General features: G+C 60.2%; 15 protein-coding genes and 1 pseudogene. 12 read left to right on the forward strand and 4 right to left on the reverse strand.

Annotated features, from left to right (window positions below; translation table 11 throughout):
• The first annotated feature begins 21 nt into the window (after positions 1–21).
• The 5 genes from LB554_RS09880 to LB554_RS09900 all read left to right on the forward strand — a co-directional run bounded on the left by LB554_RS09880 (position 22) and on the right by LB554_RS09900 (position 7158).
• Entirely contained in the window at positions 22–2823 is a 2802-nt protein-coding gene (locus tag LB554_RS09880; protein ID WP_224584295.1) for a [protein-PII] uridylyltransferase, read from the forward strand.
• A 46-nt stretch (positions 2824–2869) separates the two neighbouring features.
• Positions 2870–4477 (forward strand): murein biosynthesis integral membrane protein MurJ, encoded by a 1608-nt coding sequence (gene murJ, locus LB554_RS09885; protein WP_140821558.1) that lies wholly within the window; start codon positions 2870–2872, stop codon positions 4475–4477.
• Positions 4478–4649: 172 nt separating this feature from the next.
• Positions 4650–5717 (forward strand): tryptophan--tRNA ligase, encoded by a 1068-nt coding sequence (trpS, locus tag LB554_RS09890; protein ID WP_015314174.1) that lies wholly within the window; start codon positions 4650–4652, stop codon positions 5715–5717.
• Between the two features lie 102 nt (positions 5718–5819).
• Positions 5820–6311 (forward strand): universal stress protein, encoded by a 492-nt coding sequence (locus LB554_RS09895; protein WP_010913128.1) that lies wholly within the window; start codon positions 5820–5822, stop codon positions 6309–6311.
• Positions 6312–6588: 277 nt separating this feature from the next.
• Positions 6589–7158 (forward strand): NifU family protein, encoded by a 570-nt coding sequence (locus tag LB554_RS09900; protein WP_015314175.1) that lies wholly within the window; start codon positions 6589–6591, stop codon positions 7156–7158.
• A gap of 159 nt (positions 7159–7317) precedes the next feature.
• Here the strand turns inward: LB554_RS09900 and LB554_RS09905 are convergent, their stop codons facing one another.
• Positions 7318–7935: a L,D-transpeptidase gene (locus tag LB554_RS09905; protein WP_224524262.1), complete on the reverse strand. Its 618-nt coding sequence runs from the start codon at positions 7933–7935 to the stop codon at positions 7318–7320.
• Positions 7936–8160: 225 nt separating this feature from the next.
• Here LB554_RS09905 and cueR point away from each other — a divergent pair, with 225 nt between their 5' ends.
• The 6 genes and pseudogenes from cueR to LB554_RS09935 all read left to right on the forward strand — a co-directional run bounded on the left by cueR (position 8161) and on the right by LB554_RS09935 (position 12902).
• Positions 8161–8646 carry a Cu(I)-responsive transcriptional regulator gene (gene cueR, locus LB554_RS09910; RefSeq protein WP_224584296.1) on the forward strand — a complete coding sequence of 162 codons (486 nt, stop codon included), beginning with the start codon at positions 8161–8163 and terminating at the stop codon, positions 8644–8646.
• A gap of 109 nt (positions 8647–8755) precedes the next feature.
• The gene (locus LB554_RS09915; RefSeq protein WP_224584298.1) at positions 8756–9226 is read left to right on the forward strand and encodes a nucleoside deaminase; all 471 of its coding nucleotides are present in this window, start codon (positions 8756–8758) and stop codon (positions 9224–9226) included.
• A gap of 357 nt (positions 9227–9583) precedes the next feature.
• Positions 9584–10535: pseudogene (locus LB554_RS09920) on the forward strand (IS1595 family transposase).
• 604 nt (positions 10536–11139) lie between these two features.
• Entirely contained in the window at positions 11140–11892 is a 753-nt protein-coding gene (locus LB554_RS09925; RefSeq protein ID WP_224584300.1) for a hypothetical protein, read from the forward strand.
• Between the two features lie 8 nt (positions 11893–11900).
• The gene (locus tag LB554_RS09930; protein ID WP_224584302.1) at positions 11901–12074 is read left to right on the forward strand and encodes a hypothetical protein; all 174 of its coding nucleotides are present in this window, start codon (positions 11901–11903) and stop codon (positions 12072–12074) included.
• Between the two features lie 6 nt (positions 12075–12080).
• Positions 12081–12902, forward strand: coding sequence for a DUF3800 domain-containing protein (locus tag LB554_RS09935; protein WP_224584304.1), 822 nt, complete (start codon positions 12081–12083; stop codon positions 12900–12902).
• Between the two features lie 348 nt (positions 12903–13250).
• Here LB554_RS09935 and LB554_RS09940 read toward each other — a convergent pair whose 3' ends face one another.
• Entirely contained in the window at positions 13251–13448 is a 198-nt protein-coding gene (locus LB554_RS09940) for a hypothetical protein (RefSeq protein ID WP_224584307.1), read from the reverse strand.
• Complete coding sequence (locus tag LB554_RS09945) at positions 13438–13599, reverse strand: DNA-binding protein (RefSeq protein WP_224584309.1); 162 nt, start codon at positions 13597–13599, stop codon at positions 13438–13440. Before LB554_RS09945 ends, LB554_RS09940 begins: the two co-directional genes overlap by 11 nt.
• Before the next feature lie 5 nt (positions 13600–13604).
• Between LB554_RS09945 and LB554_RS09950 the strand changes: the two genes are divergently transcribed.
• Entirely contained in the window at positions 13605–14471 is an 867-nt protein-coding gene (locus LB554_RS09950; protein ID WP_224584310.1) for a DUF3800 domain-containing protein, read from the forward strand.
• Between the two features lie 279 nt (positions 14472–14750).
• Here the strand turns inward: LB554_RS09950 and LB554_RS09955 are convergent, their stop codons facing one another.
• Positions 14751–15710 (reverse strand): IS1595 family transposase, encoded by a 960-nt coding sequence (locus LB554_RS09955; RefSeq protein WP_224584312.1) that lies wholly within the window; start codon positions 15708–15710, stop codon positions 14751–14753.
• Between the last annotated feature and the right edge of the window lie 33 nt (positions 15711–15743).

A 15743-nucleotide genomic window follows, 5' to 3' on the forward strand; every position in this document is an offset into this window, starting at 1 on the left:
AGGCAAGGCCGACCGGTATCTATGGCAAAAATCTCCCTGAAGCTCGATGAACTGATCAACGGCGAAGCCTTGCGCAGCGAGATGACCGCGCTGACCACGGCCAGCGCCGGCGACGGTTCCAGCAAGGGCATCCGCACGGCCGTCCTTCAGCTTCTCAAGGGGCGTCTCGCCGAGGGCCGCAAGACAGCCGAGGCCATGCTGAGACAAGATGGCGGCGGCAATGCCTGCGCCGAACGGCTGTCGCACCTGATGGACGAGCTGATCCGCTCGCTCTACGATTTTGCCGCAACCCATGTCTACCGGGTGAAGAACCGATCCTCGGCCGAACGCATGGCGGTCGTTGCCGTCGGCGGCTATGGCCGCGGCACGCTGGCGCCGGGATCCGACATCGACCTTCTGTTCCTGCTGCCTTACAAGCAGACGCCATGGGGCGAACAGACGGTCGAATATATGCTCTACATGCTGTGGGACATGGGGCTGAAGGTCGGCCATGCCACCCGCAACATCGATGAGTGCCTCAGGCTGTCGCGCTCCGACATCACCATCCGCACCTCGATCCTGGAAGCCCGTTTCCTGTGGGGCGAACGCAAGCTCTATGACGAGTTGATGCTGCGCTTCGACCATGAGGTGGTACGCACGACCGGCCCGGAATATGTGCAGGCCAAGCTTGCCGAACGCGACGAGCGCCATGCCAAGGCCGGCGAAAGCCGCTATCTGGTCGAGCCCAACGTCAAGGACGGCAAGGGCGGCCTGCGCGACCTGCAGACGCTGTTCTGGATCGGCAAGTATTTTTACCGGGTGCGCACCGGCGAGGAACTGGTCGAAAAAGGCGTCTTCACCGAAGCCGAGTACCGCGAGTTCCAGAAGGCCGAGGATTTCCTGTGGGCGGTGCGCTGCCACATGCACTTCCTCACCGGCAAGGCCGAGGAGCGGCTGCATTTCGACATTCAGCGCGAGATCGCCGAACGGCTCGGCTATACGACCCATCCCGGCCTGTCGGCGGTCGAACGCTTCATGAAGCACTATTTCCTCGTCGCCAAGGATGTCGGCGACCTGACCCGCATCTTCTGCGCCGCGCTGGAGGAGGAGCAGGCCAAGCATGTTCCCGGCTTCAACCGCATCTTCCTCACCTTCCAGCGCCGCAAGCGCAAGCTTGCCGGCACGTCGGACTTCATCGTCGACAACCATCGCATCAACATCGCCGACGACGGCGTCTTCGAGCGCGACCCGGTCAATCTTCTCAGGCTGTTCTGGTTTGCCGACAAGCACGGGCTGGAATTCCATCCCGATGCGCTGAAACTGCTCACCCGTTCGCTCGGCCTGGTCAACAAGTCGCTCAGGCGCGACGAGGAAGCCAACCGGCTGTTCCTCGACATATTGACCTCGGACCGCAACGCCGAGCTCAACCTGCGGCGGATGAACGAGGCGGGATTGCTGGGCCGGCTGATCCCGGATTTCGGCAAGATCGTCGCCATGATGCAGTTCTCGATGTACCACCACTACACGGTCGACGAGCACCTGATCCGCTGCATCGGCGTGCTGGCCGAGATCGAGCGCGGCGACGGCGAGAAGGTGCATCCGCTGTCGCATGCGCTGATGCCCGGGCTGAAGAAAAGCCGCGAGGCGCTCTATGTCGCCGTCCTGCTGCACGACATCGCCAAGGGCAGACCAGAGGACCATTCCGAGGCCGGCGCCAGGATCGCAAGGCGGATCTGCCCGCATATGGGGCTTTCGCCGGCCGATACGGAAACCGTCGCCTGGCTGGTCGAGAACCACCTCGTCATGTCGATGACGGCGCAGACCCGGGACCTCAACGACCGCAAGACGATCGAGGACTTCGCCTCGATCGTGCAATCGGTCGAGCGGTTGAAGATGCTGTTGATCCTCACCGTTTGCGACATCAGGGGCGTCGGACCGGGCGTGTGGAACGGCTGGAAGGGCCAGTTGCTGCGTACGCTCTACTACGAAACAGAACTGCTGCTGACCGGCGGCTTTTCGGAAGTCTCGCGCGCCCAACGCACGGCGGCGGCGCGCGAACGCCTGGCCGAGGCGCTCGCCGACTGGCCCGACAAGGCGCGCAAGCGCTATGTCGGGCTGCATTATGAAAACTACCTCCTGACGGTGGACCTGCCGGACCAGCTTCGCCACGCCGAATTCATCCGCGAGGCGGACGCGGCGGGCAACAAGCTCGCCACCATGGTCAAGACCCACCAATTCGAGGCGGTGACCGAAATCACCGTGCTGGCGCAGGACCACCCCCGTCTTCTCTCGGTCATCGCCGGGGCATGCGCCGGCGCCGGCGGCAACATCGTCGACGCGCAGATCTTCACCACGTCGGACGGCCGCGCGCTGGACACGATCCTGATCTCGAGGGAATTCGACCGCGACGAGGACGAACGCCGGCGGGCCGAGCGTGTCGGCCGGCTGATCGAGGACGTGCTGTCGGGCAAGAGCTGGCTGCCGGAGATGATCGAGAAACGCACCAAGCCAAGGCGCGGATCCAAGGTCTTCAAGATCCCGCCACGCGCCGAAATCCGCAACGCGCTATCGAACCGGTTTTCGGTGATCGAGGTCGAGGGGCTCGACCGCCCCGGCCTGCTGTCGGAAATCACCGGAACACTGTCCGACCTGTCGCTCGACATCGCATCGGCGCATATCACCACCTTCGGCGAGAAGGTCATCGACACTTTCTATGTCACCGACCTGACCGGCCAGAAGATCGACAACCCGGCCCGCATCGCCACCATCCGCAACCGGCTGATTGCGACGCTTGAGGGTGTAGCGCTCGAACGCGGCGGCAAGGCCAAGGCAGCCGCCGAGTGACGGCAATCATCCCCTTCTTCCGATCCCACAAGCAGTTTGCGAACGCATGAGTCTCGTCAAGAAATTCGCTACCGTCGCGTCCGGCACTCTGATGAGCCGTGCGCTCGGTTTCGGCCGCGAGATGCTGATGGCGGCCGCACTCGGCACCGGACCGGTCGCGGACGCCTTCAATGCCGCCTTCCAGTTCCCCAACACCTTTCGCCGGCTGTTCGCCGAGGGCGCGTTCAATGCCGCCTTCGTGCCGCTGTTCGCCAAGGAGATCGAGACGCACGGCACCGATGGTGCCAAGCGTTTTTCCGAAGAGGTGTTCGGGGTGCTGTTCACCGCGCTCCTGGCGCTGACCATCGCCATGGAACTGGCGATGCCGCTGATCGTGCGCTACCTGGTGGCGCCGGGCTTTGCCGACACGCCGGGCAAGTTCGAGACGACCGTCACGCTTGCGACGATCATGTTCCCTTATCTGATCTGCATGTCGCTCGCCGCCATGATGGCGGGCATGCTGAACTCCTTGCGGCGCTATTTCGCCGCGGCAATCGCGCCGGCGTTCCTCAACATCATCCTCATCAGCGTGCTTGGCTATGCCTGGTACCACGGACTGGATGCACACGCTGTCGGCTTCGGCCTGTCCTGGGGCGTGCTGGCGGCCGGCGTCGTGCAACTCGCCATCGTCTGGGTGGCGGTGCGCAATGCGGGCATCTCGATCGGCTTCCGCCGGCCTCGGATGACGCCGAACGTGAAGCGGCTCCTGATCCTGGCGCTGCCGGCGGCGATCACCGGTGGCATCACCCAGATCAACCAGCTGATCGGAACGGCCATCGCCTCGGCGCAGGACAGTGCCGTGTCCTCGCTGGCTTATGCCGACCGCGTCTACCAGTTGCCGCTCGGTGTCGTCGGCGTCGCGGTGGCGATCGTGCTGTTGCCCGAACTGTCGCGGGCGCTGAAGTCAGGCAATCTGATCGAGGCAGCCAATCTGCAGAACCGCTCCGTCGAATTCACCCTGTTCATGACCTTGCCGGCGGCGGCGGCGCTCTGGGTAATGGCGGAGCCGATCGTGCGGCTGGTCTATGAGCGCGGCGCGTTCGCCGCCAACCATTCGACACCTGTCGTGGCGGCGATCCTGGCGATCTTCGGTCTCGGCCTGCCGGCCTTCGTGCTGATCAAGGCCTTCACCCCAGGCTATTTCGCCCGCGAGGATACGCGCACGCCGATGATCTTCGCCGCAATCTCCGTGGCGGTGAACGTCGCCACCGCGCTGACGCTGTTCCCGAGGATGGGTGCACCCGGCATCGCCGTGGCCTCCGCCGTCGCCGGCTGGGTCAACGCGCTGATGCTGCTTGCCGTGCTGATCCGGCGCGGCCATTGGGGCCGCGACGTGCCGCTGTTGAGGCGCATCCCACGGCTGGTGCTGTCGGCGGTGGTCATGGGTGTCGCCCTCTATTTCGCCGAACATTGGTTGGCCACAAGGATCGGCCCCGGCTCGCCGCTGGTCGTCAAGGCGACGACGGTGCTGGCGCTGGTGGCCGGCGGGGCGCTGCTCTATTTCGCCACCGCTTTCGCCACCGGCGGCGCCGATTTCAGCATGATCCGGCGCAATGTGGGGCGCCGGAGGACAGAAGCCGGCCCGTCCGTGGCAAAATCAGAACTCGACGAATAGATCGGCCGAGCATCCCGCCTGGCCGGTCTTGATCCCGCCCGCGCTCTCGTCCATAAGCGCGCCGTCGCAGACTTTCGCCTCGCGCGGTTTCCAGCCGCACGATTGGCTCCGAAAAGTCCGCAACTTTTCGGAATCACGCTTATACGGCCCTCCACAAGCCATGAGGAAAACCATGTCCGCCTTCAAGCCACTCGTCTTCTCCGGTGTTCAGCCGACCGGCAATCTGCATCTCGGCAACTATCTCGGCGCTATCAAGAAATTCGTCGCCCTGCAGGATACGTCCGACTGCATCTATTGCGTTGTCGACCTGCATTCGCTGACCGCCCAGCTTGTCCATGACGACCTTGCCGACCAGACGCGGTCGATCACCGCGGCGTTCCTCGCCTCCGGCATCGACCCGAAGAAGCACATCGTCTTCAACCAGTCGCGGGTGATGCAGCACGCGGAGCTCGCCTGGATCTTCAATTGCGTGGCGCGCATAGGCTGGATGAACAAGATGACGCAGTTCAAGGACAAGGCCGGCAAGGACCGCGAGAACGCCTCGCTGGGCCTGCTTGCCTATCCCTCGCTGATGGCGGCCGACATCCTGCTTTATCGCGCCACCCATGTGCCGGTGGGCGAGGACCAGAAGCAGCACCTGGAACTGACACGCGACATCGCGCAGAAATTCAACAACGATTTCTCCGACCGCATCGCCGGTCTTGGCGTCGGCGTCGAGATGAGGATAGGCGAGGAGACGGTGAACGGCTATTTCCCGCTGACCGAGCCGGTCATCGGCGGGCCGGCAGCGCGCATCATGTCGCTGCGTGACGGCTCCAAGAAGATGTCGAAGTCGGACCCGTCGGACCTGTCGCGCATCAACCTGACCGACGATGCCGACGCCATCTCGAAGAAGATCCGCAAGGCCAAGACCGACCCGGAGGCCTTGCCGAGCGAGGTCGACGGGCTGGAAAGCCGGCCCGAGGCGGAGAACCTGGTCGGCATCTATGCCGGTCTCGCCGAGATGTCGAAGGCCGATGTGCTTAAGGAATTCGGCGGCCAGCAGTTCTCTGTGTTCAAGCCGGCGCTGGCCGATCTCGCGGTGGAGAGGCTGGCGCCGATCGCCACCGAGATGCGCCGCATCCAGGGCGACCGCGCCTATGTCGACGCCGTGCTGCGGGATGGCGGCGAACGCGCCGGCGTGCTCGCCGAAACGACGATGAAGACGGTGCGCGACATTATCGGGCTGCTGCAGGGCTGATCGCGGCGCCGTGCACTGCACAACACTGGCACAAGGCCGGCGGCTTGCCGCCGGTCAGCGGCGGTGGCAGATTGCGGCCGAAAAGACACCGAGTAGATAGACATGGTCTCCAAACGCCTCAGCCGCGAAGCCGGTCACCGCAGGAAATTCCTGACGATCATCGACGACACGCCGGAATGCGAGCGCGCCGTCGCCTACGCCTCGAAGCGGGCGCAGAGCACCAGCGGCACGCTGGTGCTGCTCTATGTCATCGTACCGGACGACTTCCAGCACTGGCTGGGGGTCGAGAAGATCATGCGCGAGGAGGCGAACGCCACGGCGCGCGCGGCGCTGGACGGCTACGCCAACAAGGTGCGGCAGAAGCTCGGCATCGAACCGGAGATGGTGGTGCGTGAGGGCAAACCGACGGAAGAGATCCACAAGCTGATCGAGGAAGACCAGGACATCGCCATCCTCGTGCTGGCGGCCGGCGCCGGCAAGGAAGGTCCAGGACCGCTGGTCGGCGCCGTGGCCGGCAAAGGCGCTGCCTTTCCGATCCCGGTGACCGTGGTGCCACAGAATTTGTCGGATGAGGAGATCGACAGCCTCGCCTGAAATGTATCGAGATTCGGGTGATGCCGGCCTGCAAATGGCGGCTTCCGGTGCTTCCGGTGCTCACGTACTTCAAGTACGCTCCGCTCCGGTTCTCGGAAACCATCATTTTCGACTCGGCCTGACCCGAATCTCGACGCACTTCACAGTGCTTGGCATGAGTCGCAAAAACATTCCGCCAGCCAGCCGTTCCGGCGATGCGTTTCGCTTGAATGTCCCGCCGATAGAGCCTATTTAGAACTATTCCAAACTAGTTGCCCAAACGGGCATGGAGACGGCCATGTTCATCCAGACCGAGTCGACGCCCAATCCGGCGACGCTGAAATTCCTGCCCGGCAAGGAAGTGCTCCTAGAAGGCACCGCCGATTTCCGCGATGCCGACAGTGCGGCCATTGCCTCGCCGCTGGCTGGGCGGCTGTTCGAAATTCCCGGCGTCACCGGCGTGTTCTTCGGCTACGATTTCATCACCGTGTCCAAGGACGGCCCGGACTGGCAGCATCTGAAGCCGGCGATCCTCGGTGCGATCATGGAGCATTTCATGTCCGGTGCGCCTGTCATGGCCAAGGCCGGCCCCGCCGCCGAGACCAGCCAGACCGGCGAATTCTACGACAAGGCCGACGAGGAACTTGTCATCACCATCAAGGAGCTGCTCGACACGCGGGTGCGCCCGGCGGTGGCGCAGGACGGCGGCGACATCACCTTCCGCGGCTTCGAGAACGGCACCGTGTTCCTGCACATGAAAGGCGCCTGCGCCGGTTGCCCGTCTTCGACGGCGACGCTGAAGCACGGCATCCAGAACCTGCTTCGCCATTTCGTGCCGGAAGTGCAGCAGGTCGAGCAGGTCTCTTAGACGGCAATTTCCCACCCATGGACAACAAAAAACCGGGCCGAATTGCCCGGTTTTCTGTTTGGGACGTCCGTTGTTGCCTAGACGGTCCGCGTATGAAAGGCGACTTCCAGTTTAACCACGATCTGCCGGAAAAGCGGACAGGCTTTCCGGGATCATGGTCTAAAGAACGATGACCTTGGCGCCGACCTCGGCGCGATTGTAGAGGTCGATGACGTCCTGGTTCATCAGCCGGATGCAGCCCGACGACATGGCCTTGCCGATCGAGTTCCATTCCGGGCTGCCGTGCAGGCGGTAGCCCATGTCACCGCCCTTGTTGAACAGGTACATAGCGCGCGCGCCGAGCGGGTTCTTCAGGCCCGGATCCATGCCGCCGGCGAACTTGGCGAGTTCGGGCTGGCGCTTGATCATCTGCGAAGGCGGCGTCCAGGTCGGCCATTCGCGCTTGATGGCGATATGGGCGGTGCCGTGCCATTCGAAGCCCTCGCGGCCGACGCCGATACCGTAGCGGATTGCCCGGCCATCGCCCTCGATGAAGTACAGGAACTTGTTCTGCGTATCGACGATGATGGTGCCGGGCTTTTCCTTGGAGTCGTAACTCACTTCCTGGCGATGGTACTTCGAGGGCACCTTCTCGATCGGGATACGTGGCAGCTGGTAACCGGCATCGGTCACCGCGCCATAGTCGTTGGAGAACATCTGCCCGCCGATGGTGCTGCAACCGGCAATAGCAGTGGACAGCGCCAATGCGGCGATTATTGCAAGCGACTTCATGCGCATGTGGTGATCCGGTGCCCCGCCCAAACTAGAGCGGCACGAGTCGGCCGCTTTCTCGCCATCATTCATGCTGGCATTTGCTTTGCTTGCCAAGCACACGATGCCTATATGCGGGGACTTACGTGCTGGTATGCGTATCACTATGGCATTTCGGCAACATACTTCACCGGATTGTGAAGGAAATTCAATGGGCCTGAATCGCAGGCCCGCGAAACTCGAGGATCCGTCATGAATGTCGGCGACGCCGCTCACCGCTCAGGCCTGCCGGCCAAGACCATCCGCTACTATGAGGAGATCGGCCTGATCGCGCCCGCGCGCGCCGCCAATGGCTATCGCGATTATTCGGGCGACGATATCCACCGGCTGGCCTTCCTGCGCCGCGCGCGCAATCTCGGCTTTTCGATAGACGATTGTCGCCAGCTGATGGCGCTCTACAAGGATCGCGGTCGCGCCAGCCACGACGTGCGCGCAATCGCCGCCGCCCACGTCACCGCCATCGAGGAGAAGGTGCGCGAGCTGCAATCGATGCGCTCGACGCTGCAGAAGCTCGTTCACGCCTGCCATGGCGACGAGCGGCCGGACTGCCCGATTCTGGATGACATGGCGGGGGCGGCGTTGGCCGGCGGCAAACCCAACCGCGGGAGCGATAGACCACCTGTTGAAGACGGTGGCCTGGGCGAAGGCGGCGTTAGCCGCCTTGCCACGCGTTCGTGAAAGCCGCCAGCGTTGGTTCGTGTGGTATATTGCACGCTCTGATATGAGCGTAGGGTAAAAGCACTGCCGCTGGTCGCCGGCCGGCGACCCCAATGACCGGAGAGAGCGCATGACTCGCGACCAGATGCTCGCCCACCTTCGCGCCGCCGATGCGGTCGCCCGCGAGGCTGCCGCGCACGGCCACCATCCGTTCGGCGCGGTGCTGGTCGGCCCCGACGACGCAATCCTCATGCGCCAAGGCAATATCGACACCATGCATCACGCCGAGACCGAACTTGCTCGGCGCGCGGCGGCAGCCTATCCGCCGGAGTTTCTCTGGACATGCACGCTGGTTTCGACCGGCGAGCCCTGCGCGATGTGCACCGGAACGCTCTACTGGGCGAATATCGGCCAGCTGGTCTATGGCTTCGAGGAGACCGAGCTTCTCGCGCTGACCGGCGACCATCCCGAAAATCCGACGATGAGCCTTTCCGCGCGAATTGTGCTCGGCTCTGGACAGAAGAAGATCGAGGTCCACGGCCCCTTCCCCGAAATTGAGGATGAACTTGTATCGGTGCACCGGGGGTTCTGGCAGCGGTAATGGTTCCCCACGTCCCGCGAAAGGTCAGAAAGAGCGAACCGAACACAGGCGCAATGTGGCCACTGCTACATGGACTCGAGCGGAAACGCCGCCCTTCGTTCGAATGACGCCAACCGGTCAACCCTGCGATATCCTGGTCAAAGCTGACGGCGAACTCCCAAATCCCCAAATTTGCCGCCGCCAGTCAGGCTCGGCGGTTTTGCCCGTATTGATGTCCCCCCAAACCGCCGAGCCGCCCCGGTCAGCCGGCAAACTCCCTCGGGTAAGGTCTATCAAATACATAATCGCCCCCTAAAGGCGATTATCTGGTTGACAAACCCAACCTGATTACGTAGGGTAAGGACATAGGAGATTTCCATGTCCGTTCTGTCTCGCCCCGAGTTCCATGACGAAGCCAAGGCTTTCGAGCATGTGGAATCGATACTGTGGCCCAACGGTCCGGTTTGCCCGAAGTGCGGTAGCGTTGATCGCCACTACGCCTTGAAGGGCGTTCGCACCAAGCCTTCCAAGAAGAACCCCCACGGCGTCGAGCGTCATGGCCTGTACAAGTGCAGCGCTTGCCGTTCGCAGTTCACGGTTCGCATGGGTTCGATCTTCGAGGAAAGCCATTTGCCGCTCACCAAGTGGCTTCAGGCTATCCACCTCATGTGCGCCTCCAAGAAGGGCATTAGCGCCCACCAGATGCACCGCATACTCGAATGCACCTATGAGGCTGCATGGTTCCTGTGCCACCGCATTCGTCTTGCAATGGCGTCTGGCGACCTGTCGCCGCTTGGTGGCAATGGCAAGACCGTTGAAGCCGACGAGACGTATATCGGTCGCTTGAAGGATACCCCGGTAAAGGCCGGCACTTCTCACAAGAACACTGTCGTTACGTTGGCAGAGCGTGGTGGCCGCGCCCGTTTCTTCCACGTCGATACCGCCCGCATTGGCACCGTCATGCCTATCGTTCGCGCCAACATCGCCAAGGAAAGCGCGTTGATGACGGATGAGGCTGGCATGTATCGCCGCGTGGGTCAGGAATTTGCCTCTCACGATGTCGTCACGCATTCCAAGGACGAGTATGTCCGCTACGAAGGCGCTAAGACCATCCATACAAACACCGTGGAAGGCTTCTATTCGATCTTCAAGCGCGGCATGAAGGGGCGTCTACCAGCATTGCGGCGAACAGCACCTGCACCGCTACCTTGCTGAATTCGACTTCCGCTACTCGAACCGTATCGCCATGGGCGTTGATGACGGCACCCGCGCTTTCATCGCCTTGAAGGGTGCTGCCGGTAAGCGCCTCACCTATCATAGACCTGCTTGACGAGAAGCGGACGCACTTCCGAAAACCAGTCCAGCTGGAATTGCCGCTCTGGCGCTATGCGAGGCACCGCAAGAAAAAGCCGGGGATATAGTCCCCGGCAATTGCGTTGATCGGACGGCTAGGCGGCTACGCCGCTGGCGCCGGTCTTATCGGCTGCGATAATGGCCGCACACAGATTCCGTGCGGCCAAAGCGGAAACGTAGGTAGGGGCTAACCCAAACCATGACGGACCTCTTTCAGAGCGAGGGGTCTTGAAAAGAGGCGGCAGAGGTGCGAATCTAGGCTGTGACGCTCTAGTGGTCGCGAGGCTACCACCTCTTTCCGACTGCTGGTCATCTAGGGCCGCCTTACCGCTGCAAACGGTTCGGCGGCCTTTTCGTTAGTCTCCCCTCAGGCGCCGATGACCGGAACGCGAGGGGCTACCGGCTCTCTTCATTCCCTATCCTCTCAGAATCATGTTGGCGGCGAATCCCGCACGCTGTTTATGAGGCCGAAGCAATTGACCGTCAAGGTGTTTGCTTCGCCGCGAGCAAGACCTTAGCTCGTCATTGCTTCGCACCATGCAAAAGCGTATAAGGCGGCTCCATTACGAAAGGAGCCAAAAATGTCACGGTTGCGAAGCCCTGGTTATCCTAACTTCTCCCTTCCAGCTGCGTTAAAGCAAGCAGAGAAAGTGTTCTCCACAAATAGGCGCAATCCTATGGATCGAAATTCTGCTGCAATTGCAATGGGATATAGCGGGAGTAGCGGTGCAGCAGACAAGGCAATTGCTACGCTAACTCACTACGGGCTACTGGACAAAGTCGGAAAGGGTGAGGTCCGCATCTCTCAGCTGGCCCTGGACATCTTGCACCCCAGCCCCGATTCGAATCGCGGGAATGCACTCTTAATCGCAGCGTTCAAGCCGCAGTTATTCACAGTTCTAAAGAACCGTTTCCCGGACGGCCACGTCTCGGATACGACGCTGCGCAGTTTCCTCATCCGTGAGGAATTTCAAAACCGTGCCATTGACCCGGTGATAAAGGCATATACGGAAACAAGCGCGTTTCTCAGGCAAGAGAACGCATACGAAAGTTATGACAGCGCCCCGGCAAACACCGTAGAATCGCATGGTGAAGCAAACGGAGGATCTGACATGACCGAATATATGAGCGCAGGAGTGCAGCCCACGGCGCGCGCGCCGGCAGCCCAAACCGTGGTTGCTGCACCCAACGAACGCGTAGTGTTTACAGAGGAAGGATCGCCCGGTCAGTCTCTTCGATTGGTCGCAACCGGTGAGGTCGATGACTATCTTTTGGAGGCGCTAGAGGATTACGTTAAGCGGCAGCGGAAGCGGCTGACCCCCAAGGGGCAATAGGTACAGCGATGAAAGAAAAGACCCAAAAAGAGAAATTCGAAGAGGCGGCGCGCGCGCTCAAGACAGACCAGTCCGACGCCGCTTTTGAAGAGGTAGTGACGAAGATTGCGAAGGCGCCGAAACTTACCTCCGAACAGATAAAAGAGTTTGTACGCCGCCAAAGCGGCAAGTCATCGAAATAAGGCTCCATGCCGGTAACGCTGAATTTGTACTTGGACGACTCCGGTACCAGACATCCCACTCGTGACCCAGGCAAGAAGGCCGAACACGGCTATGATTGGTTTGCGCTAGGCGGCGTGCTTGTCCGTAGTGATGAGGAAGCAGAAGCCCGCGAACTCCACCGCAGTTTCTGCGAAAAGTGGGGCGTTGAAGCCCCTCTGCATTCCTCAGAAATCAGATCCCAAAACCTCAATTTCGATTGGCTTCGCGGTCTGGACGAAGCCGAGCAAAAGCAATTTTACGAAGAGCTTTACGTCATGATGCGCGATGCGCCCGTAACCGGGATTGCGTGCACGATCGATCGACCCGGCTACAACGCCCGTTACCTAGAGATGTACCAGAAGCAGCCTTGGCAGCTTTGCAAGACCGCCTTTAGCGTCGTTGTGGAACGTTCGGTTAAATTCGCCCGGAGCAAGGAGTTGCGACTTAGGGTCCATCCCGAGCGCTGCAACAAGCCGGAAGACGCGCGCTTAAAATCCTACTACGACACCCTAAAGGCTGAGGGCATGCCGTTCGCTAAGGACAACTCCGGCAAATACGCGCCGCTCACGCCCGAGGAATTCAACGGAACCCTATACGAATTTCAGACCAAGGAAAAATCGTCGCCAATGGCGCAATTCGCTGACCTTTTTCTGTGGCCGATTTGTATGGGCGGCTATCATGCGAAGAACCGGCCCTACAAGCGGCTTATGGACGACAAAAAGCTAATCGAATGCCACCTGAAAGAGGAGGATTGGCCGATGCTGGCGTCAAAATACAGCTGCTTTGAAAACGTTGAACGCAAAGGCTAAATACTCAAAAAGCCCCAGCGTTTCCGCAGAGGCTTTTGGGCGACCGCAAAGGCGATCTCGTGGGCCAGGCCCATGTACATAACTAAACTAATTCGCTTTGGTTCACAAGATTCTCAGCGAAATTAAAGTTGACAAATCCGCAATCTCTGCCGCTACCCCACATATTGCGACCATCGCAACCGCTAGAGCGAACACGCGAACGGCCCACCTTTTGGAAGGGCAGGCCGTTCTGTCTCGCGAGTTGTAATTGTGAACATGAAAGGTTGGGTTTGTCAACCAGATAATCGCATCCTAAAAGGCGATTGTATATTTGACAGACCCATCTTCCCCGATGGCGCGCCAACCTATTTACATCGAGTGGCCATCAAACTGCATGAGAATGGAAATCATGTAGAGAAAACCGAACACAATCGGGCTCAAAACAGCTACGGCAACGAGCGCGACAACGCGCTGGCCTGGATTCATATTGCGCGTCAGGAAAAAGGCACAGGCGACTGTCGCGAAAGTTAGCGCGGTGAGTGCCAAGCGGCTTCCCTCACCGCTCATCGGATGGCTCCTTGTCGTCCTTCGGCGGCGGCGATTTCGCTACCTTCCTAAGCGCTTCGTTCAAAGGCTCTTCGGAATCGACGGTTTCAATCTCCCGCGCCAATTCGCGGAACTTCTCAACTTGACTCTTTTCCTTGTCGGTCTTCTTCATGTCGAATGGCCTCTGAGGGGAGTTTACCAGACCCGTACTTCATCGCCTATTTTGATGAAGCTGGCGATCCTGGTATCAAAACTGTAGCACCTATAGATCCGAATGGCGCTAGTGAGTGGTTCACGGTCGGTTGCGTGGTCGTGCGCGCCGCCAATGAACCAGAGTTGGTGCCACTCATCCAGACAATCAAGAAATCGGTCTTTTCGACCCAAAGCCCTGACCTACATTTTCGCAATCTGGTGGAGCACAAGAAGCTACCGGTCTGCCAAGCCCTAGCGGCCGAAAACCTGCGTTTTTTTGTCGTAGCCTCAAACAAAAAGAACATGCGAGGTTATCGAAATCCCCAAGCCGAGGCGGTCTCTTTGCACAAGCACAATTTCTTCTACAATTATTGCATTCGGGTTCTACTCGAACGCGTTAGCCAGTGGTGCGCGCGCCGTTCAATCGCTGAGACAGGGGAACCGAAGCACGTAAAGCTGGTGTTTTCGAAGCGTGGTGGGCACTCGTATCGACACGTCGAGACTTACATACATCTGCTCGCGAACCAATCTGAGACCGGACGGATATATCAGACCGCCAACGCCCCTGATTTTAGGGTCATCGACCGTCGCTTGATCGAAGTTATTGAGCACAACAAAAACGCAGGCTGTCAGGTTGCCGATGTGGTCGCCAGCGCCTTCTATCAAGCCGCAAACGCCGGAACCAAGAAGTGGAACACAGAATACGCGGAAGCTCTAAGGGACCGCGTGGCATCCCGAGGCGATGGCCACTACGCGGGATGGGGGGTCACGCTTCTACCGTGGAAGAACTGGACGCTGAGACTCACCGACGCACAGAAGAAAGTCTTCCGGTTCTATGGCTATGAGATATGAAAGCGGCGGGTCCCGGCCTCGTTGCCATCGGGGGCTTGTAGGCCACCATCCAAAGTGGGCGACCGTCCGTCCGACTGCGGCATCTACGATGCCGCCCAAGGGGGTTCCGGCGTACCCCGCCGACAAAGACACTATTCCGATTTGCGGGAAAAATCAAGCCGAATCAAAACGTTACTGACATTTTGGCGTAACCCATTGATCGGGATTCACTTTTTCCTTCGCTTCTCGTATCGCCAGAGCGGCAATGTCAGCTGGACGGGCTTTCGGTAGTGGTCCCGCTTAGACCTCAACAGGTCTCCGATAAGTCAGGCGCTTGCCCTTGGCACCCCTCAAAGCGATGAGCGAGCGCACGTTGTCATCGATGCCCAAGGCGACGCGGTTCGAATAGCGGAAGTCGAACTCTGCTAGGTAGCGGTGCAGATGGTGTTCCGCACAATGCTGGTAAACACCCTTCATGCCGCGTTTGAAGATCGAATAGTAGCCTTCGACGGTGTTGGTGTGGATGGTCTTTTCGCCTTCGTAGCGCACGTATTCATCCTTGGAATGCGTGACGACATCGTGCGAGGCAAATTCCTGGCCCACGCGGCGATACATGGCAGCCTCATCCGTCATCAACGCGCTTTCCTTGGCGATATTGGCACGGACAATCGGCATGATCGTGCCAATGCGGGCGGTATCGACGTGGAAGGAACGGGCACGGCCACCGCGCTCGACCAGCGTGACGACAGTGTTCTTGTGAGCGCCGCCGCCGGTCTTAACCGGAGTACCGGCTAGGCGACCGATGTAGGTCTCGTCGGCCTCGACGGTCTTGCCGTTGCCGCCCATGGGCGTGAAGTCGCCAGAGCGCATGGCCTCGCGAATGCGATGGCACATGAACCAAGCGGTCTTGTAGGTGATTTCCAGAGCGCGGTGCAGCTGGTGAGCCGAAACGCCCTTCTTGCTCGCGCACATGGCATGTAAAGCCTGAAGCCAAATGTGCAGCGGAAGCTTGGACTCCTCGAAGATCGTGCCCATACGAACGGTGAACTTCTTGCGACAATCCGAGCACTTGTAGAGGCCATGGATTTCCAAGCCATGCGGGTTCTTCTTGGAAGGCTTGGTGCGGCCACCCTTCAATGCGTAGTGCTTCTCCATGGAGCCGCAATGATGGCAGACCGGACCCTGCGGCCACAGCATACCTTCGACATGCTCGAATGCGGCGGCTTCGTCGTGGAAGTAGGGGCGGGACAGAACGGACATAGCGATAACTCCTTGGATTCGTTATCGCATAGT

The organism is Mesorhizobium sp. CO1-1-11 (assembly GCF_020164995.1).
In the GTDB taxonomy this organism is placed as follows: Bacteria; Pseudomonadota; Alphaproteobacteria; order Rhizobiales; family Rhizobiaceae; genus Mesorhizobium; species Mesorhizobium australicum.

What these genes read in the sequence shown, in the direction of transcription:
- LB554_RS09950 (WP_224584310.1), top strand. Translation starts at nt 13,605, where the DNA reads ATGGCCTCTGAGGGGAGTTTACCAGACCCGTACTTCATCGCCTATTTT.
- LB554_RS09900 (WP_015314175.1), top strand. Translation starts at nt 6,589, where the DNA reads ATGTTCATCCAGACCGAGTCGACGCCCAATCCGGCGACGCTGAAATTC.
- cueR (WP_224584296.1), top strand. Translation starts at nt 8,161, where the DNA reads ATGAATGTCGGCGACGCCGCTCACCGCTCAGGCCTGCCGGCCAAGACC.
- LB554_RS09930 (WP_224584302.1), top strand. Translation starts at nt 11,901, where the DNA reads ATGAAAGAAAAGACCCAAAAAGAGAAATTCGAAGAGGCGGCGCGCGCG.
- LB554_RS09925 (WP_224584300.1), top strand. Translation starts at nt 11,140, where the DNA reads ATGTCACGGTTGCGAAGCCCTGGTTATCCTAACTTCTCCCTTCCAGCT.
- trpS (WP_015314174.1), top strand. Translation starts at nt 4,650, where the DNA reads ATGTCCGCCTTCAAGCCACTCGTCTTCTCCGGTGTTCAGCCGACCGGC.
- murJ (WP_140821558.1), top strand. Translation starts at nt 2,870, where the DNA reads ATGAGTCTCGTCAAGAAATTCGCTACCGTCGCGTCCGGCACTCTGATG.
- LB554_RS09895 (WP_010913128.1), top strand. Translation starts at nt 5,820, where the DNA reads ATGGTCTCCAAACGCCTCAGCCGCGAAGCCGGTCACCGCAGGAAATTC.
- LB554_RS09955 (WP_224584312.1), bottom strand. Translation starts at nt 15,710, where the DNA reads ATGTCCGTTCTGTCCCGCCCCTACTTCCACGACGAAGCCGCCGCATTC.
- LB554_RS09905 (WP_224524262.1), bottom strand. Translation starts at nt 7,935, where the DNA reads ATGCGCATGAAGTCGCTTGCAATAATCGCCGCATTGGCGCTGTCCACT.
- LB554_RS09945 (WP_224584309.1), bottom strand. Translation starts at nt 13,599, where the DNA reads ATGAAGAAGACCGACAAGGAAAAGAGTCAAGTTGAGAAGTTCCGCGAA.
- LB554_RS09940 (WP_224584307.1), bottom strand. Translation starts at nt 13,448, where the DNA reads ATGAGCGGTGAGGGAAGCCGCTTGGCACTCACCGCGCTAACTTTCGCG.
- LB554_RS09915 (WP_224584298.1), top strand. Translation starts at nt 8,756, where the DNA reads ATGACTCGCGACCAGATGCTCGCCCACCTTCGCGCCGCCGATGCGGTC.
- LB554_RS09880 (WP_224584295.1), top strand. Translation starts at nt 22, where the DNA reads ATGGCAAAAATCTCCCTGAAGCTCGATGAACTGATCAACGGCGAAGCC.
- LB554_RS09935 (WP_224584304.1), top strand. Translation starts at nt 12,081, where the DNA reads ATGCCGGTAACGCTGAATTTGTACTTGGACGACTCCGGTACCAGACAT.